General features: G+C 74.2%; 28 protein-coding genes. 16 read left to right on the top strand and 12 right to left on the bottom strand.

The window, feature by feature from the left end; genetic code table 11:
* Window positions 1-40: 40 nt before the first annotated feature.
* From IE332_RS03275 to IE332_RS03250, 7 genes are all read left to right on the top strand, one after another.
* Complete coding sequence (locus IE332_RS03275) at window positions 41-454, top strand: roadblock/LC7 domain-containing protein (protein WP_189913489.1); 414 nt, start codon at window positions 41-43, stop codon at window positions 452-454.
* On the top strand, window positions 451-798 hold the full coding sequence (locus tag IE332_RS03270; protein WP_189913488.1) for a DUF742 domain-containing protein: 348 nt from the start codon (window positions 451-453) through the stop codon (window positions 796-798). Before IE332_RS03275 ends, IE332_RS03270 begins: the two co-directional genes overlap by 4 nt.
* Entirely contained in the window at window positions 776-1,420 is a 645-nt protein-coding gene (locus tag IE332_RS03265) for a GTP-binding protein (RefSeq protein WP_189913487.1), read from the top strand. Before IE332_RS03270 ends, IE332_RS03265 begins: the two co-directional genes overlap by 23 nt.
* Window positions 1,417-2,907 (top strand): cytochrome P450, encoded by a 1,491-nt coding sequence (locus tag IE332_RS40590; RefSeq protein WP_229928243.1) that lies wholly within the window; start codon window positions 1,417-1,419, stop codon window positions 2,905-2,907. Before IE332_RS03265 ends, IE332_RS40590 begins: the two co-directional genes overlap by 4 nt.
* On the top strand, window positions 2,871-4,004 hold the full coding sequence (locus IE332_RS03260; protein WP_229928242.1) for a cytochrome P450 family protein: 1,134 nt from the start codon (window positions 2,871-2,873) through the stop codon (window positions 4,002-4,004). The genes IE332_RS40590 and IE332_RS03260 overlap by 37 nt, the downstream gene beginning before the upstream one ends.
* A gap of 161 nt (window positions 4,005-4,165) precedes the next feature.
* Entirely contained in the window at window positions 4,166-4,438 is a 273-nt protein-coding gene (locus IE332_RS03255) for a hypothetical protein (protein WP_189913485.1), read from the top strand.
* Between the two features lie 5 nt (window positions 4,439-4,443).
* Window positions 4,444-4,662 carry a hypothetical protein gene (locus IE332_RS03250; RefSeq protein ID WP_189913484.1) on the top strand — a complete coding sequence of 73 codons (219 nt, stop codon included), beginning with the start codon at window positions 4,444-4,446 and terminating at the stop codon, window positions 4,660-4,662.
* Between the two features lie 64 nt (window positions 4,663-4,726).
* Here IE332_RS03250 and IE332_RS03245 read toward each other — a convergent pair whose 3' ends face one another.
* On the bottom strand, window positions 4,727-5,536 hold the full coding sequence (locus IE332_RS03245; RefSeq protein ID WP_189913483.1) for an isocitrate lyase/PEP mutase family protein: 810 nt from the start codon (window positions 5,534-5,536) through the stop codon (window positions 4,727-4,729).
* A gap of 11 nt (window positions 5,537-5,547) precedes the next feature.
* Complete coding sequence (locus IE332_RS03240) at window positions 5,548-6,048, bottom strand: carboxymuconolactone decarboxylase family protein (RefSeq protein WP_189913482.1); 501 nt, start codon at window positions 6,046-6,048, stop codon at window positions 5,548-5,550.
* 128 nt (window positions 6,049-6,176) lie between these two features.
* On the opposite strand from IE332_RS03240, the gene IE332_RS03235 reads away from it, so the two are divergent.
* From IE332_RS03235 to IE332_RS03225, 3 genes are all read left to right on the top strand, one after another.
* Window positions 6,177-6,959 (top strand): NRDE family protein, encoded by a 783-nt coding sequence (locus IE332_RS03235; RefSeq protein WP_189913481.1) that lies wholly within the window; start codon window positions 6,177-6,179, stop codon window positions 6,957-6,959.
* A gap of 136 nt (window positions 6,960-7,095) precedes the next feature.
* A complete protein-coding gene (locus IE332_RS03230; RefSeq protein ID WP_189913480.1) occupies window positions 7,096-7,284 on the top strand; it encodes a hypothetical protein in 189 nt (62 codons plus the stop codon).
* A gap of 99 nt (window positions 7,285-7,383) precedes the next feature.
* Entirely contained in the window at window positions 7,384-8,307 is a 924-nt protein-coding gene (locus IE332_RS03225; RefSeq protein ID WP_189913479.1) for an undecaprenyl-diphosphate phosphatase, read from the top strand.
* Here the strand turns inward: IE332_RS03225 and IE332_RS03220 are convergent.
* Window positions 8,292-9,053, bottom strand: a complete 762-nt coding sequence (locus tag IE332_RS03220) for an alpha/beta fold hydrolase (protein WP_189913478.1) — start codon at window positions 9,051-9,053, stop codon at window positions 8,292-8,294. The genes IE332_RS03225 and IE332_RS03220 overlap by 16 nt on opposite strands.
* Window positions 9,054-9,125: 72 nt before the next feature.
* Here IE332_RS03220 and IE332_RS03215 point away from each other — a divergent pair, with 72 nt between their 5' ends.
* Window positions 9,126-9,923: a glucose 1-dehydrogenase gene (locus tag IE332_RS03215; protein ID WP_373313670.1), complete on the top strand. Its 798-nt coding sequence runs from the start codon at window positions 9,126-9,128 to the stop codon at window positions 9,921-9,923.
* A 108-nt stretch (window positions 9,924-10,031) separates the two neighbouring features.
* Here the strand turns inward: IE332_RS03215 and sigJ are convergent, their stop codons facing one another.
* Entirely contained in the window at window positions 10,032-10,934 is a 903-nt protein-coding gene (gene sigJ, locus IE332_RS03210) for an RNA polymerase sigma factor SigJ (protein ID WP_189913476.1), read from the bottom strand.
* Window positions 10,935-11,072: 138 nt separating this feature from the next.
* Here sigJ and IE332_RS03205 point away from each other — a divergent pair, with 138 nt between their 5' ends.
* Complete coding sequence (locus tag IE332_RS03205) at window positions 11,073-11,519, top strand: carboxymuconolactone decarboxylase family protein (protein ID WP_189913571.1); 447 nt, start codon at window positions 11,073-11,075, stop codon at window positions 11,517-11,519.
* Window positions 11,520-11,555: 36 nt separating this feature from the next.
* Entirely contained in the window at window positions 11,556-12,995 is a 1,440-nt protein-coding gene (pdxR, locus tag IE332_RS03200) for a MocR-like pyridoxine biosynthesis transcription factor PdxR (RefSeq protein ID WP_189913475.1), read from the top strand.
* A gap of 22 nt (window positions 12,996-13,017) precedes the next feature.
* Here pdxR and IE332_RS03195 read toward each other — a convergent pair whose 3' ends face one another.
* The 8 genes from IE332_RS03195 to IE332_RS03160 form a co-directional block, all read right to left on the bottom strand.
* Window positions 13,018-13,242, bottom strand: a complete 225-nt coding sequence (locus IE332_RS03195) for a DUF6126 family protein (protein WP_189913474.1) — start codon at window positions 13,240-13,242, stop codon at window positions 13,018-13,020.
* Window positions 13,243-13,274: 32 nt separating this feature from the next.
* Entirely contained in the window at window positions 13,275-13,910 is a 636-nt protein-coding gene (locus IE332_RS03190) for a helix-turn-helix domain-containing protein (RefSeq protein ID WP_189913473.1), read from the bottom strand.
* A gap of 143 nt (window positions 13,911-14,053) precedes the next feature.
* Window positions 14,054-15,787 carry a pyruvate dehydrogenase gene (locus IE332_RS03185; RefSeq protein WP_268256517.1) on the bottom strand — a complete coding sequence of 578 codons (1,734 nt, stop codon included), beginning with the start codon at window positions 15,785-15,787 and terminating at the stop codon, window positions 14,054-14,056.
* A gap of 160 nt (window positions 15,788-15,947) precedes the next feature.
* Window positions 15,948-18,353: a glycoside hydrolase family 65 protein gene (locus IE332_RS03180; RefSeq protein ID WP_189913472.1), complete on the bottom strand. Its 2,406-nt coding sequence runs from the start codon at window positions 18,351-18,353 to the stop codon at window positions 15,948-15,950.
* Window positions 18,354-18,426: 73 nt separating this feature from the next.
* Entirely contained in the window at window positions 18,427-19,185 is a 759-nt protein-coding gene (locus IE332_RS03175; RefSeq protein WP_189913471.1) for an HAD family hydrolase, read from the bottom strand.
* Window positions 19,186-19,313: 128 nt separating this feature from the next.
* Window positions 19,314-19,763, bottom strand: a complete 450-nt coding sequence (locus tag IE332_RS03170; protein ID WP_189913470.1) for an SRPBCC family protein — start codon at window positions 19,761-19,763, stop codon at window positions 19,314-19,316.
* 113 nt (window positions 19,764-19,876) lie between these two features.
* Entirely contained in the window at window positions 19,877-21,640 is a 1,764-nt protein-coding gene (locus IE332_RS03165; RefSeq protein WP_189913469.1) for an LCP family protein, read from the bottom strand.
* 268 nt (window positions 21,641-21,908) lie between these two features.
* Window positions 21,909-22,895, bottom strand: coding sequence for a helix-turn-helix domain-containing protein (locus tag IE332_RS03160; RefSeq protein ID WP_189913468.1), 987 nt, complete (start codon window positions 22,893-22,895; stop codon window positions 21,909-21,911).
* A gap of 367 nt (window positions 22,896-23,262) precedes the next feature.
* Between IE332_RS03160 and IE332_RS03155 the strand changes: the two genes are divergently transcribed.
* The 3 genes from IE332_RS03155 (at window position 23,263) to IE332_RS03145 (ending at window position 25,371) form a co-directional block, all read left to right on the top strand.
* Window positions 23,263-23,490, top strand: coding sequence for a hypothetical protein (locus tag IE332_RS03155; RefSeq protein ID WP_189913467.1), 228 nt, complete (start codon window positions 23,263-23,265; stop codon window positions 23,488-23,490).
* Window positions 23,491-23,839: 349 nt separating this feature from the next.
* The gene (locus IE332_RS03150) at window positions 23,840-24,709 is read left to right on the top strand and encodes a hypothetical protein (RefSeq protein WP_189913466.1); all 870 of its coding nucleotides are present in this window, start codon (window positions 23,840-23,842) and stop codon (window positions 24,707-24,709) included.
* Window positions 24,643-25,371, top strand: a complete 729-nt coding sequence (locus IE332_RS03145; protein WP_189913465.1) for a VOC family protein — start codon at window positions 24,643-24,645, stop codon at window positions 25,369-25,371. Before IE332_RS03150 ends, IE332_RS03145 begins: the two co-directional genes overlap by 67 nt.
* Window positions 25,372-25,430: the final 59 nt, after the last annotated feature.

Raw genomic sequence — 25,430 nt, 5'->3', positions numbered from 1 at the left:
CCCCGTCTCCCCCGACTTCCCCAGCGCTCCGGAGAGTTCCATGACCACCACCCCTGATCTCGGCTGGCTGCTCGCCGACATCATCGCCGTCCCGCAGGTGCAGCACGCCGTCGTCGTCTCCAACGACGGCCTGGAGATCGGCCGCAGCACCGGCATCCCGCGCGAGGACGCCGAACGGCTCGCCGCCGCCTGCTCCGGTCTGCAGTCGCTGGCCCGCGGCGTCGCGACGGGCTTCGGCGGACCGGGCAGTGCCACCCGCCAGATCATCATCGAGTACGGCGGCGGCTACCTCTTCATCGTCGCCGCCGGCGCCGGGGCGCACCTGGCGGTGGTGACCGGCGAGGCGGTGGACGCCGGCCTGGTCGCCTACCAGATGCAGGTCCTCGTCGAGCGGATCGGAACCCACCTCACCAGCCCGCCGCGCGTCGATCACGCGGCGGGGGGCCACCGGTGAGCGGGCCGGTCCGGCCGTACGTCATCACGGGTGGCCGCAGCCGCTCCACCCGGACCGAGCTGGCCGTCGAGAGCCTGGTCAGCGCGTTACCCGGCCCGCCGCAGCTGCCCGAGCACGACCTGCTGAACCGGGAACACCGGCGCATCCTCGGGCTCTGCCACAGCCTGCTGTCCATCGCCGAGGTGGCGGCCCACCTGGGGCTGCCGCTCGGCGTCGTCAAGGTGCTGGTCGGGGACCTGTGGGACCTCGGCGCCGTGCAGGTGCTCCCGCCCGTCCCGCAGGCCGAACGCCTGCCCGCAACCCTCCTGGAAGAGGTGCTCGTTGGCCTCCGCCAACTCCGCTGAAGCCCCCGCCGAGGCCCCCGGGGCCGCCGGTTCCGCCGCCGGGCCGCAGTACCTGCCGTCCTCGGTGCAGGGCGCGGTCAAGATCCTGGTCACCGGACCGTTCGGGGTCGGCAAGACCACCCTGGTCGGGTCGTTGAGCGAGATCACCCCGCTGCGCACCGAGGAGACCATGACGGCCGCGAGCAGCGGCGTCGACGACCTCACCGGGCGCGGCGACAAGACGACCACCACGGTCGCGCTGGACTTCGGCCGGATCACGCTCAACTCCCGGCTCGCGCTGTACCTGTTCGGCACGCCCGGGCAGCAGCGGTTCTGGCCGCTCTGGGACGACCTGTCGCGCGGCGCGCTCGGCGCCATCGCCATGGTCGACCTGCGCCGCCCGGACGAGAGCTTCGACGTCCTCGGCCGCCTGGAGGAGCAGCGCATCCCGTTCGCGGTGGCGGTCAACACCTTCCCGGACACCCCGAGTTACCCGGAGGAGGAGTTGCGCTCGGCGCTGGACCTGCTGCCGGACGTACCGATCCTGTTCTGCGACGCGCGCGACCGGCGGCAGTCGTACGACCTGCTGATCGACTTCGTCGACCACCTGCACCGCAACTCGATCCTGGAGCTGCAGGGATGACCGCCCCCGAACCCGGCGCCGCCCCCGGCTGCCCGGTCGCGCACGGCGCCGGCCTGACCGGCGGCCTGCCGGGCGGCCTGCCGGGCGGCCTGCCCGTGGGCGTACCGCTGACCCCGCTGTACGGACCGGCCGTCGCCGAGGACCCGCACGGCCTGTACGCCCGGCTGCGCGAACGCCACGGCCCGGTCGCGCCGATCGAGCTGGAGCCCGGGGTCGAGGCCTGGCTCGTCCTCGGCTACGCCGAGATGCTCGAACTCACCCGCAACGAGGCCCTGTTCTCCAAGGACTCGCGCCGCTGGCGGGTGCCCGCCGAGGGCCGGCTGTCCGCCGAGTCCCGGCTGCTCACGATGACCTCCTGGCGGCCGACCCTGCTCAACCTGGACGGGGCCGAGCACCAGCGGCTGCGCTCCGCCGTCTCGGACACCCTCGCCCAGATCGACCACCACCAGCTGCGCGAGACCACCGAGGCCGCCGCCAACGGCCTGATCGACAGCTGGGGGCCGGACGGCACCGCCGACCTGATCGCCCGGTACGCCCGGCAGCTGCCCCTGCTGGTCTTCACCCAGCTGGTCGGCCTCCCCGTCGAGGCCGGGCCCCGGCTGGTCCAGCTGATCAGCCACTTCGTGGACAGCAGCGCGGAGTCCCAGCGGGCCGGCGCCGAGTTCCAGGGGATCCTGGTCGACCTGGTCCGGCGCCGCCGGACCGCGCCCAGCGCCGACCTCACCTCCTGGCTGCTCGCCCACCCGGCCGGGCTGACCGACGAGGAGGCGGTGCACCACCTGGTGGTGCTGCTGGTCGCGGGCAACGAGACCTCGATCAACTGGACCGGCAACACCCTGCGGCTGCTGCTCACCGACCGGCGCTTCCGGGCCACCCTCACCGGCGGCCGGCTCACCGTCTCGGACGCGCTGGAGGAAGTGCTCTGGCGCGACCCGCCGACGCAGAACTTCCCCGGCCGCTGGGCCACCGGCGACACCGTGCTCGGCGGCCAGTACATCAGCGCCGGCGACATGCTGGTCCTCGGCCTGGCCGCGGCCAACGCCGACCCGGCCGCCCAGGGCGTCTCGGCCGCCGCCCAGGGCTCGCTCGGCGGCAACCGGGCCCACCTCGCCTGGGGCGCGGGCCGGCACGTCTGCCCGGCCCAGCAGCCGGCCCGGATCATCGTCGAGACCGCCGTCGAGACCCTGCTGCACCGCCTGCCGGACCTCCAACTCGCCGTCCCGCCGGGCGAACTGACCTGGCGGCCGTCCCCGTGGTCACGGGCCCTGACCGCCCTGCCGGTGCTCTACAGCGCCTTCACCCCGCCCCGCCCGCCAGCCCCCGAGAGGCCCGCATGGACACCGCCGTCGACTCCGCAGGAGCCCGCCCCGAACCCGTCAGACTCGACCCCTTCGGAGGCGACCAGCACGGAGAGAACGCCCGGCTCCGAGCGGCCGGCCCCGCGGTCCTGGTGGAGCTCCCTGGCGGGGTGGTGGTCTGGGCGATAACCCACCACGACACCCTCCAGGCGCTGCTGGCCGACCCCCGCGTCGGCAAGAACGCCCGGCTGTGGACGACCTTCCGGGAGGGGCGGCTCCCGGAGGGCTGGCCGCTGACCAACTTCATCGCCGTCCCCGGCATGGTCACCGCCGACGGCGAGGACCACCGGCGGCTGCGCGGACTGGTCTCCCAGGCCTTCACCCCGCGCCGGATCGCCGACCTGGCCCCCGCGATCGAGGCCAGGGCCGTCGCGCTGCTCGACGAGGTCGCCGAGCTCGACGGCGAGTTCGACCTCCGCGAGCACTTCGCCTACCCGCTGCCGATGCAGGTGATCGGCGAACTGCTCGGCCTCGCCCTGGAACAGCAGGACGAGCTGCACGCGCTCTCCGACACCCTGGTCTCCAGTTCGGCCACCCCGGCCGCGGCCGTCGCCGCGCAGCGGGACCTGAACGCGCTGCTGGCCTCGGTGGTGGCCGCCAAGCGGGCCCGGCCCGGCGACGACCTGACCACCGCGCTGATCGCCGCCCAGGAGTCCGGCCACGACCCCGGCCAGCAGCGGCTCAGCGACGCCGAGCTGGTCGGCACCCTGCTGCTGATGCTGGTCGCCGGCCACGAGACCACGCTCAACCTGATCACCAACGCCGTCCGCGCCCTGCTCGCCCACCCGGACCAGCTGCGGCTCGTCCTGGACGGCGCGCAGCCGTGGTCGGCGGTGGTCGAGGAGACGCTGCGCTACGACTCACCGGTCGGCCAGTTCCCGCTGCGCTACGCGATCGAGGACATCGAGGTCGGCGACGTGGTGATCCGGCGCGGCGAGGCCCTGCTGGCCTCGTACGCGGCGGCCGGCCGCGACGGCGGACACCACCCCGACGCCGACCGCTTCAACCTCACCCGGCAGCCCAACCGGCACCTGTCGCTCGGCCACGGCCCGCACTTCTGCCTCGGCTCCGGGCTCGCCCGGCTGGAGGCCGAGACGGCGCTGCGGCACCTGTTCACGCGCTTCCCAGGGCTGGCCCTCGCCGAGGGGCGGACGAACGAGCCGATCGCGTCCTTCGTCAGCAACAGCGTGCGGACCCTGTGGGTGACCGTCGGGCCCGGCCGGTGACCTGAGGGCGGCCGTCGGACCCGGCCGGTGACCTGAGGGTGACCGTAGGACCCGGCCGGTGACCTGAGGGCGGCCGGGTCGTTCGGCAGTGCATGACGAACCACGGCACGCGTGGCACGCACGGCACGCACCGCACGAACGAAGGCGCGAGGAGCCACGGCATGAAGAACCACGGCATGAAGAAGCTCGCCACCCTGGCCGCCCTCACCATGGCGGGCCTCGCCCTCGCCGCCCCGGCCGCCTCCGCCACCACCCAGACGGCGGCCTCGCCGGACGCCACCGGCGGCCTGACCGACGGGCTCAACCTCTCCCCCGCCGACCTCGCCCTGCAGACCGCGGGCAAGCTCCCGGTGGTCGGGCACACCGCCAACGAGATCGAGGCCGTCGGCACCAACCAGATGAGCCACCCGGGGCTCAGCGGGCAGATCGGCTGACCGGGATGCGCACGCCGCTCGCCCTCGCCCTGGCCCTGGTGGCGTCGGCCGCGTCGGCCGCGCCCGCGGTCGCCGACGGGACCGCCCCGGCCCGCGGCTGGGGCCTCACCGCCGCCGCCGTCTGCTTCCAGGAGGTGGCGGTGGTGCCGGTGCTCGGCGGCTCGCTCGGCGACCACGTGGACGACTGCGGCAGGACCAACGCCATCGACCGCGCCCTCGGCTGAGCGCCCGGGCGGCCGGCCGACCCCCGTACGGCCGGCCGCCCGTGCGCCGGTGCGCCGGTGCCGCTCAGTCCGTGAAGAGCCCGTTGAGCTCCGGGTAGGTCAGCCCGCCGTCGAGGGCGGTGTACGTGCCGCTCGCGTAGACCTCCTCGGCGGCCCGGCGGACCGCCGCGTACGCGGCCTTGGCCAGGCCGGGGCCGAGGCTGATCCGGCCCACGCCGAGCTTCGCCAGTTCGGCGACCGACAGCGAGCCCGGGCCGGCCAGCACGTTCAGCGGCGCCGGGACGGCCGCGACCAGGGCGGCGACGGTCTCCGGGTCGGCCACGCCGGGGACGAACACGCCGTCCGCACCCGCCTCGACGTACGCCCGCAGCCGCTCGACCGCGTCGTCCAGTCGGCCCTCCGGGGCGCCGGTGCCCAGCAGGAACACGTCGGTGCGCCCGTTGACGAAGAGCGGGACACCGGCCGCGTCCGCCGCCGACCGCGCCGCCGCGATCCGCTCGGCGGCCTCCGCCACGGGGCGTCCGCCGTCCTCCAGGTTCACCCCGACGGCACCGGTGGCGAGCAGCGCGGTGACGGTCTCGCCGACCCCGGCCGCGGTCGCCGCGTAGCCGTCCTCCAGATCGGCGGTGACCGGCAGGTCCACCGACCGGACCACCCCGGCGGTCCGGGCCAGCACCTCCTCGCGGTCGACGCCGCCGCCGTCCGGACTGCCGAGCGACCAGCAGACGCTCGCGCTGGCCGTGGCCACCGCCCGCGCCCCGGCGGCCGCCACCAGACGGGCGCTCGCCGCGTCCCACACGTTGGCGAGCACCAGCGGATCGCCCGGGCGGTGCAGTTCCCGGAGCAGCAGGGCCTTCTCCCGCAGCGAGGTCACGTCCGCGGCCCTCACTTCGCGGCCGGGCTCATGCGGGTGCTGACACCGATCCGGTTCCAGGCGTTGATGGTGGCGATCAGCGCCACCAGCTGGGCCAGCTCGGTCTCGTCGAACTGCTCGGCGGCCTCCGCCCACACCGCGTCCGGCACGTGGCCCTGGGTCAGCAGGGTCACCGACTCGGTGAGGGCGAGCGCGGCGCGCTCCCGGGCGGTGAACCAGGAGGTCTCGCGCCAGGCCGGGAGGGAGAGCAGCCGGTGCTCCCGCTCGCCCTGCGCGATCGCGTCGGTGGAGTGCATGTCGATGCAGTAGGCGCAGCCGTTGATCATCGAGGCGTGCAGCTTGACCAGCTCGACGACCACCGGGTCGAGGCCGTTCCTGGCGGCCTCGTCGGTGGCGGCCATCGCCCGGTAGAAGGCCGGGGCGAGCTTCGGCAGCACGATGCGCTGGGCCGGGGCGGGTACGGGCGCGCGGTTCGCCGCGTCGGTGGCCGGCACGGTCTCGTTCGTCGTCATGAGCGCCAGCCTAGGAGGGCGGTGGCCCGCCGTCCTGGTGCATTCGGCACCGGGTTCCTTGGGCCACTTCCGGTGTGCGAACAGCCGTGCGAGGATCACCGGGAGGACGAGGTCAGGGGGCCCAGGTCGTGTGCACGGCGTTCGTCAGCATCGAACCCGGGGCGGCGGTACCGGTGCTGCTGCTGTCCGTCCGGGACGAGTACCTCGGACGCGCCTGGCTGCCGCCGGACCACCACTGGCCGGACCGGCCCGGGCTGCTCGGCGGACTGGACCTCGCGGCCGGCGGCACCTGGCTGGCCGTCGACCCCGCCCGGCGCACCGCCGCCTGCCTGCTGAACGGCTTCGGCCCGCCCGCCCCCGCCGGCACCCGGCGCACCCGCGGCCACCTGCCGCTCACCGCCGTCACCGCGGGCGGGATCGACCACCTCGACCTCACCCCGTACGACCCCTTCCACCTCGTCCTGGCCCGGCCGGACGGCGCCACCGTCAGCAGCTGGGACGGCGGGCGCCTGGAGCGGCGCGAACTGCCCGCCGGCCTCAGCGTGGTGCTCAACGACGGGCTGGAGGGCCAGGCCGCCAACCGCTCCGCCTCCGAGCGGGTCAGCGCGCTGATGGCCGCCCGCGCCGACCACTTCCGGGCCCGCTTCACCGCCGCGCCCCGGCCCGAACCGACCGGCGACGCCCCGACCGCCCGGGCCTGGGGCGCCTGGCTGCCGATCGTCGCCGGGGACGGGCTGGCGCCGGACGCGGACGCGGCGCTGGTCCAGCGGCGGGACTTCGGCGACGGACGGATCTGGGGCTCCTCCTCGATCTCGCTGCTCGCGCTCGGGCCGGACCGGCTGCGGTACGACTTCGCGGCCGCTCCGGTGGCGGCGGACGGATCGGGCTGGCGGCGGGTGGCGACGGGCTGAGCCGGGCTCGGGCGCTGGGCGCCACGGAACCGGGCGGCGGAAAAGGACTTGAGCCTGACGCTGCGGGAGGCGGCATCGTGGCGTGCGCCGGACCAGAAGTCCCCGCCGAACCCGAACCCGAGCCCCGGGAGCCACCGTGCACCGTCTGCCCGCCGTCCTGACCGTCGCCCTGCCGCTGGTGGGCACCCCGCTCGCGGTGACCGCCGCCGTCCTGCTCGGCGACGCCGCGCACCGGGCCGTCCCGTCCGTCACCGTGCCGGCCGCCGTGGCCGGGGCGCTGGTCCACCACCTCGGCCTCGATGTCGGCCGGACGTACGGTCGGTGAACTTCTGGCGGCGGGGCTGCCGGGCGTCTACATGCCCGTAGTAGCTTCGCGAGGGCCCCCGGATCGGACCGGCCGGCGACCCCCGAGCGAAGGTGCGCGATGTCCACCCTGACCTACCCGGAAGCGATAGGCGTCGGCCTGCTGCAGGGAGTGACGGAACTCTTCCCGGTCTCCAGCCTCGGCCACAGCATCCTGCTGCCCGCCCTGATCGGCGGGAAGATCCAGCACGACCTCGACATGACCGCCGAGGGCTCCTCCTACCTCGCCGCCCTGGTCGCCCTGCACCTGGCCACCGCGCTCGCGCTGGTCGTCTACTTCCGGAAGGACTGGGTCCGGGTCGCCGAGGGCCTGGTCAGCTCGATCCGCCACCGCCGGGTGGAGACCCGCAACGAGCGGCTCACCTGGCTGCTCATCCTCTCCACCATCCCGGTCGGCGTGGCCGGCCTGGTCCTGGAGAAGGCCCTGCGCAACGCGCTCGGCAAGCCCGTCCCCGCCGCCGTCTTCCTCGCCCTCAACGGGCTGGTGCTGCTCGGCGCCGAACGGCTCAAGCGCGGCGGCAGCGGCCGCCGCCGGGCCGGGCACGGACACGCCGCGCCCGTCGACGAGCCGGGCCTGGACCCGGCGATCGCCTCCGACCAGCGGCTCACCAGGCTGAGCTTCGTCCAGGGCGCCTGGATCGGCGCCGCGCAGATCCTCGCCCTGTTCCCGGGCATCAGCCGCTCCGGCGTCACCATGAGCGCCGGCATCCTGCGCGGACTCCACCACGAGGACGCCGCCCGGTTCTCCTTCCTGCTCGCCACCCCGGTCATCCTGGCCGCCTCGGCGCTGAAGGTCCCCGAGCTGTTCAAGCCGGAGAACTCCGCCGTGCTCGGCCCGGTGGCCGCGGGCAGCGTCGCCGCCTTCGCCGCCGGGTACGTCTCGGTGCGGTTCCTCACCAAGTACTTCGAGACCCGCAGCCTGACGCCGTTCGCGGTCTACTGCTTCCTGGCCGGCGTCGGCAGCGCGGTCTACCTGTCGGTCTGAGCCTCGTCGGTCTGAGCCTCGTCGGTCTCGGCCCTGTCGGTCCGGGCCGGCACGGCGCCCTGGAACTCGCTCAGGACGCGGGCGAGTTCGGCCGGACGGGAGAACATCGGCCAGTGCCCGGTGTCCAGCTCCACCAGCCGCCAGTGCCCGTCCGCGACCAGCCGGGCGACCCCGGGCGGCGGCTCCGGCCAGTCCAGCAGGCACTTCACGTACACCGTCGGGAGCGCGCTCAACGGGCCCGCCAGGACAGCCGGTTCGGTCAGCGAGGCGCCCGGGTGCGGGGTGGCCCGCTCGGCGATCCGGGCGATCTGCCCGGCCGACAGCCCCTGCCCGGCGAAGTCGGCGGGCGGCAGCGGCTGCCACCAGCCCCCGTGGGCGGCGAGGTCCGCCCGCAGCCCGGCCGGCTCCGGTATCTGGTCGGCGAAGGACTCCCCCGCCACCGGCACGTTGGCGTCCACCAGGACCAGCCCGGCCAGCCGGTCGCCGATCCGCTCGGCGGCCTGGCCGACCGGGATGCCCGAGTAGCTGTGCCCCACCAGCACGACGTCCCGCAGGTCGCGCTCCACCACCTCGGCCACCACGTCCGCGACGTGCGTCTGCTGCCCGGCGGGTGCCGAGCCCTTCTCCGCGAGCCCGGAGAGCGTCAGCGGGTACGCTCCGTGCCCGGCCGCGCGCAGCTCCGACACGACCTCGTCCCAAGCCCAGGAGCCGAGCCACGCGCCCGCCACCAGTACAAAGTTCGCCATGGGCGGCACCGTAGCGTGCGGGTCCGACAGCGGCCCGGGAAACTACGGCGAACAACACGTGGAGGAAACATGGTGGAAGCGTCGAACCCGTCGTATCCGTCGAGCCCGCCGAACGGGTCGAACGGGTCGAGGCCGCTGGAGGGGAAGGCGGCGGTCGTCACCGGCGGCTCGCGGGGCATCGGGCGGGCCGTCGTCCGCCGACTGGCGCGCGACGGCGCGGACGTCGTCCTCGCCTACGCCCGCGACGAGGAGGCCGCCGAGGAGACGGTCCGCGCCGTGGCGGCCGAGGGCGGCCGCGCCTGGGCCCTGCGGGCCGACCTCGGCGAACCGGGCGCCGCCGAACGGCTGATGGCCGAGGCGGAGGAACGGCTCGGCGGGCTGGACGTCCTGGTGAACAACGCCGCCAAGTCCTTCGTCCCCACCCCGCTCGCCGAGCTCGACGACGCGGCCCTCGACGGCGTCCTCGCGGTCAACACCCGCTCCGTCTTCACCACCGTCCGCTACGCCGCCCGCCGGATGCGCGACGGCGGACGGATCGTCAACATCTCGACCGCGAACACCGTCCGGCCCGTCCCCGGCATCGCCGCGTACGCCGCCAGCAAGGGCGCCGTCGAACAGCTCACCGCCGTCGCCGCCGTCGAGCTCGGCCCGCGCGGGATCACCGTCAACACCGTCTCCCCCGGCGCCACCGACACCGACCTGCTGCGCGGCACCAACCCGCCCGAGGCCCTCACCCGCGTCGCCGGCCTCACCCCGCTGCGCCGCCTCGGCCGGCCCGAGGACATCGCCGACGTCATCGCCTTCCTGGCCGGCCCGGACGGCCGCTGGATCACCGGCCAGAACCTCCGCGCCACCGGCGGCCTGGCCTGAGGACCCGCCCGGGTCCGTCCGGGTCCGTCCGGGTCCGTCCGGCAGGCTGCCGGACGGACCCGGGACGGGCGGGGCCTGGACGGGCGGGGCCTGGACGGGCGGGGCCGCTCAGGCCGTGAGGCCCAGCGCGGCCAGCCGGGTCGGGTCGGTGAGGATGTTCATCTCGGTGATCCGGCCCTCGTGGATGGTGAACGACATGACCGACAGCGGACGGCCGTCGGCGAACGACACCACCCCGGGCGAGCCGTTGACCAGGACCGTCCGGCCCTCCTTGGCGAACCGGGCGAAGACGATCGCCTGCGAGGCGACGTCGCCCGCGCCCCGGCGCAGCACGCTCGGCACCAGCGTGCCGCCGTCGGAACGCGCCACCACGTCCGGGTCCAGCACCGTCAGCAGGGCGTCGAAGTCACCCGCCCGGGAGGCCGTCAGGAACGCCTCCACCACCTCGCGCTTGCGGGCGTCGTCCGCGTCCCCGGCCGGGGTCGCGCCCTGCACCCGGCGGCGGGCACGGCTGGCCAGCTGCCGGGTCGAGGCCGAGGTGCGGCCGAGCACCTCGGCGATCCCGTCGAAGGGCACCTCGAACATGTCGTGCAGCACGAACGCCACCCGCTCGGCCGGCGACAGCGTCTCCAGGACCACCATCAGCGCGATCCCCACCGAGTCGGCGACCAGGATCTCGTGCACCGGGTCCAACGCCGCCAGCCCGCTCACCACCGGGTCCGGCAGCCGTACCTGTCCGTCCTGCTCGGGCAGCGGGTCCTCCCGCCGGGAGGCGCGGGAACGCAGCTGGTCCAGGCAGATCCGGCCGACCACCGTCGTGAGCCACGCCCCGAGGTTGCGCACCTCGCTCACGTCGCTGCGACTCAGCTTCAGCCAGGCCTCCTGGACGGCGTCCTCGGCCTCCGCGATCGACCCCAGCATACGGTAGGCCACCGACCGCAGTTGCGGCCGCTCGGCCTCGAACCGCCCTGCCAGTCCGGTCAGTTCGGCCGAAGAAACTTCCTCGCTCACCCTGTCACATCCTCGCGTCGGGATCCGTCGGTCCAGTGACGGACGCTAACCGACGAGGAGACCACCGTGACCACCGACCGCACCACCGCCCCCACCACCCCCGCCGCTCCGGCTGGCCGCACCGCCCGCACCGCCCGGATGAAGAACCCCGCGCTGGTCCTGCCGGACGCGACCAAGGGCATCCAGAACATCTACAAGGCCGCGTACCAGGGCGGCGTCGCCCCGCGCATCCTGGAACTGGTCCACCTGCGCGCCAGCCAGATCAACGGCTGCAGCGCCTGCGTGTTCTCCGGCGTCCAGGGCGCGAAGCAGCACGGCGAGACCGACGAGCGGCTGCACGCCGTCGCCGCCTGGCGCGAGGCCCCGTTCTTCACCGACGAGGAGCGCGCCGCGCTCGAACTCACCGAAGCCGCCACCCGGATAGCCGACCGCACCGGCAAGGCCGTCCCCGACGACGTCTGGGACGCCGCCGCCGACCACTTCGACGAGGCGCAGCTCTCCGCGATCATCCTGATGATCGCGCTCACCAACCTCTTCAACCGCATCAACGCCACCATCGAGGAGCCCGCCGGCACCACCTGGTGAACCCCGGGACCCCCGGTCCCGGGCGAGAATGGGCCCGTGACCAGCTCCTGGACCTCCTTCGGCGGCGACCTCCACCTGGACCTCACCGAACGGCGCGCCGCCGGCACCGGCCTGCGGGCCGCCCTGGAGGACGCCCTGCGCGAAGCCGTCCAGGACGGGCGGCTGGCGCCCGGCACCCGGCTGCCCTCCTCCCGGGCCCTCGGCGAGGACCTCGGGATCGCCCGCAACACCGTCGTCGAGGCGTACGGCCAGCTCACCGCGGAGGGCTGGCTGGACTCCCGGCAGGGCTCCGGCACCACCGTCGCCCGCCGCGCCGTACCGGAGAACCCCGCCCCCGGCCGGCGCACCGACGCCCGGACGGCACCGCGGCGGACCGCCCGGCACGACCTGACGTCCGGCCGGCCCGACCTCTCGCTCTTCCCCCGCACCGCCTGGCTCGCCGCCGCCCGCCGCGCCCTCGCCGTCGCGCCGCACGAAGCCCTCGACTACGGCAGCCCGCTCGGCCGGATCGAACTGCGGGAGGCCCTCACCCACTACCTCGCCCGGGTCCGCGGCGTGCGCACCGACCCCGACCACCTGCTCGTCTGCAGCGGCGTCACCCAGGGCCTCGGCCTGCTCTGCACCGCCCTGCGGGAACGCGGCACCCGGACGCTCGCCGTCGAGGAGTACGGGCTGCCGCCGCAGCACGCCGTCGTCCGCGCCGCCGGACTCACCACCGTCCCGCTGCCGCTGGACGAGGAGGGCGCCCTGGTCGACCGGCTGGACGCCCGCCCCGGCGCCGTCCTGCTCACCCCGGCCCACCAGTACCCCACCGGCGCCCCGCTGTCCGCCGAACGCCGGGCGGAGGCCGTGCGGTGGGCGCGCGAGCAGGACCGGTACGTCATCGAGGACGACTACGACGGCGAGTTCCGCTACGACCGGCAGCCGCTCGGCGCGATGCAGGCCCTCGACCCGCAGCGGGTGGTGTACGCCGGTACGGCCGCCAAGAGCCTCGCCCCCGGACTGCGGCTGGCCTGGCTCGCCCTGCCCGACGCCCTGGTCGAACCGGTCGCCCGGCTCAAGGTGCTGGCCGACACGATGTCCCCGGTGCTCGACCAGCTGACCCTGGCGGAACTGATCACCTCCGGCACGTACGACCGCCACGTCCGGCGCTGCCGGCTGCACTACCGCCGCCGCCGCGACCAGCTGGTCGCGGCCCTCGCCGAACACGCCCCGCACGTCCGGGTCACCGGCATCGCGGCCGGCCTCCACGCCGTCGTCCAGCTGCCGCCCGACGCCACCCCCGAACCCGAACTCCTGGCCCGGGCCCAGGCCGCCGGCATCTCCCTCAGCGGCCTCGTCTCGCACCGCGCCGTCCCGACCGGGGCCGCCGACACCCCGCCCCCGCCGTCCCTCGTGATCGGCTACGCCACCCCGCCGGACCATGCCTTCCCGGCGGCGGTCCGGGCCCTCTGCGAACTGCTGCGCGGGGCCTGAGGGGTGGCGATCGGGGGCGGGGCTACTTGTTGCGGCTGCCGAGTTCGAACAGGAGCATGATGAAGCCGGCGAAGGCGTGGATGCCGGCGGTGTAGATCACCAGGCGGAGGTAGACCCGCTTGTTGGCCCACTTGCCGGCGTCCATGGTCTTCGGGCCGGCGGCGGTGTCGCCGGCGGCGGCCGGGGTGACGGCCGCTGCCGGGGTGACGGCGGCGACGGGGGTGACGGTGGTGGTGGGATCGGCCATGGTGATCTCCTCCGGGGTGTTCTGACGGCTGGTCAGTGAACGGTGGCGGGGCCGCCGCCGAGGCAGAGTTCGCCGCCGGGGCTCTGCAGCAGGGTGTGGACGAAGAGCAGTTCGACGCCGCTGTCGGATTCGGCGGCGATGCAGTGCGGGGTGAGCGAGTCGTAGTGGGCGGAGTCGCCCACGCCGAGGTGGTGGACGCGGTCGCCGAGGGTGAGCCGGAGCTCGCCGCGCAGGATGTACAGCCACTCCTCGCCCGGGTGGACCCGGACCACCGCGTCCTGCACGCCCGGCGGGACGTGCACCCGCAGGGCCTGCATGGCGCGGCCGGGGGCGCCGGCCCGGCGGTAGCCCCAGCCGCCGGCCCGGCCGGGTTCGATGGCGCCGCCGCGGACCACCGGGTCGGGTTCGGCGGCGGTCTCGCCGAGGAGGCCGGACACCGAGGTGCCGTAGGCGCGGGCGAGGCCGAGCAGGACGGGCAGCGAGGGCTGCCGCCGGCCGGTCTCCAGCCGGGACAGATAGGCTGGGGAGAGCCCGACCCGCGCGGCGGCCACCTCCAGGGTGAGGCGGCTGCTGAGCCGGTGCTCGCGGAGGCGGGCGGCGAGGCCGACGACCTCCTGGTCGTCGAGCTGGTCGCCGGTGGCGGGGGTGCCGGTGGAGCTGGTGGTCATGTGCCCAGTGGACACCCGACGTGCCGCACGGGCAAGAATTTTGCCTCTGGGGCAAACCACGTCCGCGCGCCCTTGGCAGGCCCCTTCGGCGGCCCCGTTCGGCGGGCCCCTTCGGCAGGCCCGTTCGGCGGGCCCCTGCCGGCTCAGGGCCGGGGGATGTTCCGCAGGTTGCTCCGGGCCAGGTCGACCATCCGGCCGACGCCGCCGGAGAGCACCGTCCGCCCGGCCGCCAGCGCGAAGCCCTTCAGCTGGGCGGCGGTGATGTGCGGCGGGATGGACAGCGCGTTGGGGTCGGTGACCACGTCCACCAGCGCGGGCCCCGGCCGTTCCAGCGCCTCGGCCAGTACCTCCCGCACCCGGGCCGGCTCGGTGACCCGCTTGGCCGGGATGCCCATCGCCCGGGCGATGCCCGCGTAGTCCACGTCGCCGTTGTCGATCTCCCACTCCGGGTAGCCGGAGACCAGCATCTCCAGTTTGATCATGCCGAGCGCGCCGTTGTTGAACACCACCGTCTTCACCGGCAGCCGGTGCTTCGCCACCGTGAGCAGCTCGCCGAGGAGCATGCCGATGCCGCCGTCGCCGGCCATCGCGACCACCTGGCGCCCGGGGTGGGCGAGCTGGGCGCCGACGGCGTGCGGGAGGGCGTTGGCCATCGAACCGTGCAGGAAGGAGCCGATCACCCGGCGGCGGCCGTTGGGCTGCAGGTAGCGGGCGGCCCAGACGTTGTTCATCCCGGTGTCGACGGTGAACACGGCGTCCTCGGCGGCGACCTCGTCGAGGACCGAGGCCACGTACTCCGGGTGGATCGGCAGGTGCTTCTCGATGTCGCGGGTGTAGGCGCCGACCACGTCCTCCAGGGCGCGGCAGTGCTTGCGCAGCATGCCGTCCAGGAAGGCCCGGTCCCGCTTGGCGTCCAGCAGCGGCAGCACGGCCCGCAGGGTGGCGGCGACGTCGCCGTGGACGGCCAGGTCGAGGGCGGTGCGGCGGCCGAGCCGGGTCGCGTCGTGGTCGACCTGGACGGTGTGCGCCTGCGGCAGGAAGGAGTCGTACGGGAAGTCGGTGCCGAGCAGCAGCACCAGGTCGGCGGAGTGCAGCGCCTCGTGGCAGGCGCCGTAGCCGAGCAGACCGCTCATCCCGACGTCGTACGGGTTGTCGTACTGGATCCACTCCTTGCCGCGCAGCGAGTGCCCGATCGGCGCGTTCAGGGCCTGCGCGGCCGCCATCACCTCGGCGTGCGCGCCGCGCACCCCGGCGCCGCAGAACAGCACGACCTTGCGGGCGGCGTTGAGCAGCCGGGCCAGCTCCTGGACCTGGGACCACGGCGGCGCGGCGACGGCCTGCTCGGTGAGGAAGTGGCTGGTGCCGGTGGGGCCGGCGGCGGGCAGCGCGGCGACGTCCCCGGGGAAGGAGAGCACCGAGACGCCGTGCGAGCCGAGCGCGTGCTGGACGGCGATCCGCAGCAGCCGGGGCAGCTGGGCGGGGGCCGAGAGCATCTCGCACCAGTTGCTGCAGTCGGTGAAGACCCGCTCGGGGTGGGTCTCCTGGAAGAAGCCGGTGCCGATCTGGGCGGAGGGGATGTGCGAGGCCAGCGCGAGGACGGGCAGGCCGCTGCGCTGGGCGTCGTAGAGGCCCTGGATGAGGTGGGTGTTGCCGGGGCCGCAGGAGCCGGCGCAGACCGCGATCCGGCCGGTGAGTTCGGCCTCGGCGGCGGCCGCGAACGCGCCGGCCTCCTCGTTGCGCACGTGCACCCAGGCGATGCCCTCGGCCCGGCGGATCGCGTCCACGACGGGGTTGAGGCTGTCGCCGACGACGCCGTAGACCCGCTCCACCCCGGCCTGCCGGAGCACCTCCACCATCTGTTCGGCCACGCTCGCCACGGGTGTGCTCCCATCGTCGTCACTCACCGCCGCCCCGCCGCAGGACACCTGCGGCGGCGCAGGACACCTGCACCCTCCGACGGGCGGGGCCCCGGGGCACCCGGAGTGGGCCGAACGGGTGAGGGTCCGGAACGGCCGCGGTGGCGGAGCCCCGGGACGGCTACTCGGCGGCCAGGTGGTCCTGCTGGCCGAGCTTGCCGGCGGCCAGGCCCGCCTGGGGCTGGCGGCGGGCGGGCTCCCGGCCGGGGGGCTGGGCGAACCGCTCCTGGGCGGGCGGGGCGGCGGTCGGCAGGGTGACCGGGGCGCCGGCCTTGACCTCCACCTCCTCCCCGTCGTGGCGCAGGTGGAGGACCTCGCCGCGGCGCAGCGTGTACGTCGTCCCGTCGTGGCCGATCCGGACGCCGAGCAGCCGTCCGCGCACCAGCAGCGAGAAGCTGAGCCGCATCAGTCCGGACGGCAGCCGGGGCCGGAAGTCGAGCGTCTCGCCGTGGTCGCGCAGCCCGCCGAAGCCGGCCACCAGGGCGATGCAGGCCCCCGCGAGGGAGGCCATGTGCAGGCCGTCGCGGGTGTTGCCGCCGAGGTCGTGGAGGTCCATCAGGGCCGCTTCGGCGGTGTAGTCGTACGCGAGGTCGAGCTGGCCGACCTCGGCGGCGATGACCGCCTGGGTGCAGGCGGAGAGGGAGGAGTCGCGGACGGTGAGGCGCTCGTAGTAGGCGAAGTTGCGGGCCTTCTGCTCGTCGGTGAAGGCGTCGCCGCGAACCTGCATGGCGAGCACCAGGTCGGCCTGCTTGACCACCTGCTTGCGGTAGAGGTCGAAGTACGGGAAGTGCAGCAGCAGCGGGTACTTCTCGGGCGGGGTGTTCTCGAAGTCCCAGACCTGGTGGTCGGTGAAGCCGTCGGCCTGCGGGTGGACGCCGAGGTCCTCGTCGTAGGGGATGAACATCGCGGCGGCCGCGTCCCGCCAGGCGGCGGTCTCCTCGGTGTCCACGCCGAGTTCGGCGGCCTCGTGCGGGTGACGGACGGCGGCCTCGGCGGCGGCGCGCAGGTTGGACTGGGCCATCAGGTTGGTGAAGACGTTGTTGTCGGCGATGGCGCTGTACTCGTCGGGGCCGGTGACGCCCTCGATGCGGAACTTCCCGGCGACGTCGTGGTGGCCGAGCGAGCGCCACATCCGGGCGGTCTCCACGAGGAGTTCGAGCCCGTACACCCGCTCGAACTCCTCGTCCCCGGTGGCCCGGACGTAGCGGGCGACGGCGGCGGCGATGTCGGCACCGATGTGGAAGGCCGCGGTGCCGGCCGGCCAGTACCCGGAGCACTCCTCGCCGTGGATCGTCCGCCAGGGGAACACCGCGCCGGCCAGGCCGAGCTGGGCGGCGCGCTCACGGGCCAGCGGGAGGGTGGTGTGCCGCCAGCGCAGGGCCTGGTTGACGGCCGCGGGCAGGCAGTAGGTGAGCACCGGCAGGACGAAGGTCTCGGTGTCCCAGAAGCTGTGCCCGTCGTAGCCGGGCCCGGTCAGCCCCTTGGCGGGGATGGCCCGTTCCTCGCTGCGGGCGCCGGCCTGCAGCACGTGGAAGATCGCGAACCGGACGGCCTGCTGGAGTTCGACGTCGCCCTCGATCTCGATGTCGCTGTTCTCCCAGAACTCCCGCAGGAACTCCGCCTGTTCGGCGACCAGGCCGTCCCAGCCGGTGTACCGGGCGGCGGTCAGCGCGGCCTCCACCTGGTCCCGGACGGCGGGCAGCGAGCGGGTGCCGGACCAGCCGTAGGCGATGAACTTGGTCAGCCGCAGCCTGGCGCCGGGCTCCAGGACGGTGGTGACACTGATCCGGCAGTGGTCGGCCTCGGCCTCGGCGACGGTGTCGGACCTCTCCGGGCCCGCGATGACGTGGTCCATGCCGGCCGCGACCCGGATGCCGCTGTAGCGGGTGCGGTGCACCAGGACGGCCTTGGTGCCGCCGGCGTGGTGCACCTCGGGCTGCAGCGGCGCCTCCAGGACGGCGGCGGCGCGCGGGTCGCCCTCGGGGCCGCCGGGCAGCTGCTCGTTGGCGACCAGCTCGGACTGCAGCACGATCCGCACCGGGCCGTCCACCGCCTCGACGCTGTACTCGACGGCGGCGACCGCGCGCTGGGTGAGCGAGACCAGCCGGGAGGAGCGCACCCGGATGGTCCGGCCGGCCGGGGAGGTCCACTCGGCCTCGCGGTGCAGCAGCCCCTCACGGAAGTCCAACCAGCGCTTGTGGCTGATGAGTTCGCCGTAGCGCAGATCGAAGGGCTCATCGTCCACCAGCAGCCGGATGATCTTGCCGTTGGTCACGTTGATGACGCTCTGACTGGACTCCGGATAGCCGTAACCGCCCTCGCCGTACGGCAGCGGGCGCAGCTCGAAGACCCCGTTGAGGTAGGTGCCGGGCAGGCCGTGCGGCTCGCCCTCGTCCAGGTTGGCGCGCAGGCCGATGTGCCCGTTGGAGAGGGCGAAGACCGACTCGGCGCGGGCCAGCCCGCCCAGGTCCAGGCCCTGCTCGGTGACCTGCCAGGGGTCGATCGCGAAGTTGTCCGAGGGGCTCATGCGCCCACCTCGCTGCGCTCGGCAGGGGCATTCGCCCAGACGCACCTCTCGATGATGAGCCCGCTGCGCTCGCTCATGCCTTCTCTCCCTCTCCCTCTCCCAGGAGCTCGGAGAGGTCCTCGACGACCACGGTGGCGCCGTCGCGGCGCAGCTCGGCGGCCTGACCGGTGCGGTTCACCCCGACGACCGCGCCGAAGCCGCCCGCCCGGCCGGAGGCCACCCCGGCGAGCGCGTCCTCGAAGACGGCGGCGTGCGCGGGCTCGACACCGAGTGCGCGGGCGGCGTACAGGTAGGTGTCCGGGGCGGGCTTGCCGGGCAGGCCCTCGGCCTTGGCGACCTGGCCGTCCACGATCACCTCGAACAGGTCCTCGATGCCCGCCGCCCGCAGCACGTCACGGCAGTTGGCGCTGGAGGAGACCACCGCGCCCGGCAGCCCGGCCGCGCGCATCCGGTGCACGTAGGCGACGGAGCCCTCGTACGGCTGGACGCCCTGCTCCCGGATCATCCGCAGCACGGTGTCGTTCTTGGCCCGGCTGATCCCCTGCACGGTACGGGAGTTGGGCGGATCGTCCGGGGCGCCCTCGGGCAGGTCGATGCCCCGGCTGCGCAGGAACGTCCGGGTGCCGTCGAGTCGCGGACGGCCGTCCACGTAGGCGTCGTACTCGGCGACGGCGTCGAAGGGGACGAACGGCCCGCCGGTGCGGGCGGCTTCGGCGCGCAGGAAGGCGTCGAAGGTGTCCTTCCAGGCCGCGGCGTGCACCTTCGCGGTCTGGGTGAGCACCCCGTCGAGGTCGAAGAGGAAAGCACGGATGTCGTCCGGTAGCCCCAGCATGGGTGCAGTCTTACCCGGGAACGGGGGGAAGCCGCCGATTTCCCGGCGGCGCGTCGCGGGAAGGGCCGGTTCCGGTCGTCGCGGACCGGTACGGGCCGGTGCTGGCGGGCACGGCGGTCACGGCGCGGTCACGGAGCGTCGTGGCGCCGGGCGGTGACGAAGTACGGCTGGACCTTGCCGCTCTGCGCGTGGTCCTTGAGCCGGACCAGCAGCTCGGCCCAGGTGCCGGCCACCGCCGGGACACCCTCCTCGCTGCCCGGCTGCCAGCCGCCGTGCCGGAACAGCAGCCGGGTGCGTTCGGGCGCTCCGGGCTGTTCGGCCAGCTCCCAGCTGATCCAGGTGCCCGCCCAGTGCGGCGGGAAGGCCCCGGCGTTGGTCCACACCACCCGGTCCTGGTCGGCCCGCTCCACCCGGAGCCGGAAGGGCTCGGGGACCTCGGGGAAGTCGAACAGCAGGACGTCGTCCTCCCGGTCCACCGCGGTGGTCCACCAGGAGGTCAGCCCGTCGTGCGTGGTGAGCGCGGTGAGGACGACGGCCCGGGGCGCGGCGATGTCGAACTGCAGGGCGATCTCGGGCATGGGGTCCGCCTTTCGGTGCCCGTCCCCTCCTCCTGTGGCCACGATGGCACGACCCCCGGGCCCGCGCGCCCTGGGACGCCGGTCGGGGGTCGGTCCCGGGGCGGGCGGTGCGATCAGCCGCCGCTGCCGTACGTGGTGTTGGCGCAGATGTCGTCGTCCGCCGAGCGGGCGTCGTTGGTGACGGTGGTGGGCAGCGGCTGCGGCGGGGACGGGACGCCGGGGGTGGCGCCGGCCGTCCCGCTGGGCGAGCCGGTGCCGCCGCCGGTGGTCGCCGCGAAGTCCTGGCCGACGATCACCGAGATGCCCTTGGAGCTGCCGGAGGACAGCTCGGCCCCCGGGAACAGCGCGGCGATCTTCTCGGCGTTGGCCTTCTGCCCGGAGCCGTACTCGATCGTGGTGGTCTTGTACTTGGTGCTCGCCGCCTGGCCCGCGGTGGTGGCGCCGAACTTGGCGGTCTTCAGCAGTTCGGTGCCCTTGCCGGCCAGGCCGTTGACGACGGTCCCGTTGTAGACCGACACCTTGATCGCGGCGTTGGAGGCGTCCGCGGCGGGGGCGGCCGGGGTGGTGGGCGCGGGCGGCTGCGCGGCCGGGCTGGTGCCGCTGCCGGGAGCGTCGGGCTGCTGGCCGGTGGCGTTCTGGCCGTCGATGGTCTGGTCGGCCTTGAGGGTCTCCCAGAGCTTGTTGGCGTCCGACTGGATGAGGTCGATGTTGGAGTCCTGGGTGCGGTAACGCCAGGGCGCCGTCACGAACTTGAGGTCGTGCATGTCGATGTTCTTCATCGACAGCCCGAAGGAGAGCAGCTTGTCCGCCGAGTTCAGGCCCGGGTCGACGGTCAGCGACTTGGTGGCGGCGTCGGCCAGCGGCAGCAGGTTGGTGGGGCTCAGCCCGTCCTTCTTGATCTTGCTGATGAGGGAGCTCATGAAGGCCTGCTGGCGCTTCATCCGGCCGATGTCGGAGCCGTCGCCGATGCCGTGCCGCAGCCGTACGTAGTCGAGCGCCTTCTGGCCGTCCACGGTCTGCTTGCCCGCCGGGAGGACGAGGTCGCCCTTCTTGTGCAGGTTGGGGTTGATGTCGCCCTCGTAGATCGCCTTCGGCAGGCAGATGTCCACGCCGTTGACGGCCTTGGTCATCGCGGCGAAGCCGTTGAAGTCGACCACCATGGTGTGGTCGACCCGGATGCCGGTCAGCTTCTCCACGGTGTTCTGGGTGCAGGCCGGGTTCCCGTCGTCGCTGCCGCCGGTCGAGAAGGCCGCGTTGAACAGGTCGGTGTTGCCGCCCTTGGTCCACTTGCCGTTGGGAAGCTTGCAGGACGGCAGCTGGACCATCGTGTTGCGCGGGATCGAGATGCCCACGGCGTGCTTGTGGTCGGCGTAGACGTGCAGCAGGATCGTGGTGTCCGAGCGGGCGCCGCCGTCCTCGCCGCCGCCGAGGTCGGCGTTGTTCTTGCCGCGGCTGTCCGAGCCGATCAGCAGGATGTTCACCGGCTTGTTGCCGTCCGCGTCGGCCTTCGCCTCGGGCGGGCGGTCGTGGGATATCGCGTCGCCGTCGAAGGACTTGATGTTGGCGTTCAGCTTGAAGTAGATCGCGCCGCCCGCGCCGGCGATCAGGACCAGGACGCCGGCCGCCGACCAGGCGACGATCTTCTTGACGTTCTTCTTCGGCTTGGCGTTCTTGCGCGCGGCCGCCCGGCCGCCGGTGTCCGGGCCCGTCGCCTTGCCGCCGCGGCCGCCCTTGCCCTGGGAGGCCGCACGGCGGGCCTCGGCCCGGCCGCCGGAACGGGGGGACGGCACGGCGCCGCCGCTCTCGGTGCCCTCGGTCGTGAGCGCGCCGGGTGCGTCCTCGCCCCGAGCCGGGCCCTCGCCCCACTGACCTGACATGCGCGTACCTTTCACCGACGGAAGCGACGCCCCGGACGATCTGGCGCACCGCACACAGAGAGACGGCCCCAACCGTTTCCCAGGTTGCACGTACGACCATCGGCACCAACCGACAATCGTTGCTTCCGATCATATTTAGGCGCGACGCGATCACCGACCTCCGGTCACCCGGCTACCGCGGCGACGGCAGGGCGATCACCAGGCAGAACACCTGAAACCGACCGATTCCGACGTGACTCATGCCACTGCCCGGGGGAGGGTGGCGGGCTCAGAGCCAGCCGCGGCGGCCGGCCAGGAGGCCGGCCTCGAAGCGGCTGCGGGCGCTGAGGCGGTCCATCAGGTCGGCCATCATCCGGCGCACGGTGCGCAGGGAGAGCCCGAGGTGCTTGCCGGCCGCCTCGTCGGTGTAGCCCTGGCCGAGCAGGCGGAGCAGTTCGTGCTCCTGGCGGGTCAGGCCCTGCTCGTCGCGCTCGCGCGGGGCGCCGAAGGGGGTGGCGTCGGACCAGGTCTGCTCGAACAGGGAGAGGAGGGCGGTGATCACGCCGGGCGAGGAGATCTGCACCGCGCCCTTGCGGGTGTTGGCCGGGTCTATCGGCACCAGGGCCACCCGGCGGTCGATGACCATCATCCGCAGCGGGAGCGCGGGCACCGTCCGGACCTCGCAGCCCAGGCCGGTCAGCCACTCGGCGTGCTGGACGGTGGCCCGGTCCTTGCGGACGCTGTCCAGGTAGACCGTCCGCATCGCCACGCCGCGGGCGAGCAGTTCCTCGTTGCCGGGGCGGCTGGCCTGGAGCGAGGCGGCGGACTGGGCGCCGCCGGGGTTGAAGGTGAGCAGTTCCCCGGTGACCGAGCGGACCAGCTCGTCCAGCCGGGCCTGCACGGTGGCGAGCCCGATCAGCCGCTCCAGCTGGCTGTCCTCCCGGGCGGTCTCGTCCCGGTACTCGGCGAGCAGGCTGGTGATCGCGTTCTGGCGCCGTTCGAACTCCTGCTGGGTGCGCTGCTGGACGGACTCGTAGTGGCGCAGCAGGGCCGGCAGCCCGACCCTGGGGTCGACCGGCCGCAGGCCGCCCGGGAGCTCACCCGGGAGTTCCTCGGACGGCCGGAGCAGTCGGAGGTCGGCGAGCTGGTCGAGCGCGGCACGGATGCGTCCCTCGGGCAGGCCGAGCTCGTCGGCGATCCCCTTGGCATCCAGATGATGATCAGTCAGCATCAACCGGTAGACCGCCTGTGCGGCGTCGTCGATCCCGTCCGTCATCGGCGCACCACCCCCGTAGTCCGTCGCCCCGACCGGCAATTTCGACCGGACGAGTTGCCGCCTGATCATGCCAGGGCGAGCGGACCGGGACAACCGCCCGGAGCCTCCTGTTCCGGTCCGTCGATCGGCCCGCCCGGGAAAGGTAATGGAATGGTAATGGCACCATCGTGCCACGCCGTTCTTCCTGCCGTCCCGAACACCTTCCGGTGCCCCTCGGCGTGCAGCAGACTTTCGGTTGTCGGGGAGCGGCGAGCTCCCCGGCCGGGCCCGCCAATGACCGCGGACCGCTCTCACCGGCGGTCGACCGCAGCGGTCGCGGGAAATGCCCGGCGCCGCTTCCGAAACACTGTTCGTCCTGGGGGACTCCATGCTTTCCTGCCGTAGGTTCGCCTGTACCACCGCCGCCGCGATCGCCCTGGCCTGCGGCGTCCTGGCCGGGTCGGCGCAGGCCGCGACCAGCCACGCGCCGACCGCCGGCCCGACCGCCGTCGCCTCGGTGTCCACCGCGCTGGGCCACCTCGCCGACGAGATCAGCACGTCCCGGCTGGCCAAGCTGCCCGGCATCAACGCGCCGGGCGACTGGCGCTGGGAGTGAGCGGCAAAGCCGCCGACACACCGCGCACATGACGTCCCCTCATCGCACACCGTCCGTCGGGCGGTGACGAGGCCCCAGGTGGACGCACCCGCCCACCGGGCCGGCCGACGGGCCCGGTCCCCGCGCCGGCCCCTTCCGGCCGCACCGGCCGGCCGCATCCGTCGGCCCGCCGCGCCGGCCGCGCCGACCGCGCCGACCGCGCCGACCGCGCCGACCGCGCCGAAGGGTGCCGCCTGCCCCCGCGCGCCCCACCCGGGCCGACCCGGCCGGGACCGAACTCCGGGCGCCGCAAGAAATTGAATGTGCAACAAACCCGTCAGGAGCGACAGTGCCGGTTATCGAGCCGATTGTGCTGAACTTCTTCGGCATCGAGGTCGGCCTCGTCCGGGCCGACCGCGATGAGATCTCGTTCCATTTCGGTCCTCACCTCACAGGGATTTCCCAGGATCCGGACCAGCTGCGGGTGGAATTCTCCGGCGCCGCCGGAAATGGCTCCCCGGGCGATTTCCTGGTCCGCCGCAGCGACGGCACGCCGCTGCTGCGGCGGCCCTTCCGGGGCTGGGGCAACGTGCCGCCCGCCGTGCCGCCGTTCGCCGCGCTGCAGGACCGGTTCTGCCTGCTCCCGGCCGTGGTGCTGGCCAAGGGCGGCGCCACCGTCGCACTGCTCGGCGGGCCGTACTCGGAACAGGCGAACGTCGGCGCCGCGCTGGCCCAGCGCTCCTGGGAGTTCGTGTCCGGACGGCTGCTGGTGCTGGACCGCCGCAGCGGCCACGTGCTGCCCTACCTCACCCCGCTGGAGGCGCGCGGCCCCGCCGCGGCCTGGCTGCGCGGCGCCGGACTGCCGGAGGGGATGTGGCGCACGGTCGCCTCGCCGATCGGCGGCGAGGTGCTGCTGGTCCGCCCCGAGTGCCTCGGCCCGGTCGTCCCGGTACGGGCCCGGCTGGCACCGCCCGCGCTGGTCCGGCTGTGTCGCGGCGTCGACGAGGAAGTCCGGCTGGCACCATGGGAGTTCACGACCCAGACCTGGCCGGCCGGATCGGCCGGCCTGCTCGCCGGGGCGCCGACCCACTGCCTGCACCTGCCCGGTGTGGGCGGGGCGGAGGAGGCGGCGGGCCTGATCGATCACGCAATGACCAAGGAGAAGGACGAGTCGTGCCTCGACGTACCCGCTATGCCATCGGCGCTCCGTGCTGGGCTGACTGCATCACTCCCGATCTGAACGGGAGCCGGGACTTCTACTCGGCGCTGTTCGGCTGGGAGTTCGTCGCCGAGTCGCCCGACTACCAGCTCGCGATGCTCGGCGGGGAGATCATCGGCGGCTTCGGCGCCGCGCCGGCCGGGATGCCGCCGGGCGCGGTGTGGAACATCTACCTGGCGACCAAGGACGCCACCCGCACCTGCACGCAGGTCGGGCGCCACGGCGGCCGGGTGGTGATGCCGCCGGTGCCGGTCGGGACGAACGGCCGGCTCTTCCTCGCCGTCGACCCCTCCGGCGCCGCGGTCGGCTTCTGGGAGGGCAGCCGCGCCGAGGGCGTGGTGCTCGCCGACGAACCCGGCGCGATCAGCGGCCACGAGCTGCGGGTGCCGCTCGCCGCCCGGGCCGAGGCCTTCTACGGCGCGCTCTTCGGCTACCGGCTCACCGCCGACGGGGAGTTCGAGCTCGACGGGGACGGACGGGCCCGGGTGGTCGAGAGCGACCAGGGCCGCCCGCAGTGGCTGCCCCACGTCGGCGCCCTCGACCCGGCGGACACCGTGCGCCGGGCGGTGGAGCTCGGCGCGCGGCTGATCCGCCCGGGCCGCGAGGAGCCGCCGGTGCTGCGCGACCCGTGGGGCGCCGAGTTCGGCGTCGTCTCGGCGCCGGCCGACGGCGACCGGGACTGACGGCAGGGCCCGACCGGGGGGATCGGGTCCTGCCGTCCTGCTGTCACGGCGTCACGAAG

Source organism: Kitasatospora xanthocidica (assembly GCF_014656195.1).
Lineage (GTDB): Bacteria > Actinomycetota > Actinomycetes > Streptomycetales > Streptomycetaceae > Kitasatospora > Kitasatospora xanthocidica.
Note: the sequence above shows the minus strand (reverse complement) of the source record. Positions and strands in the feature narration are given on the sequence as shown.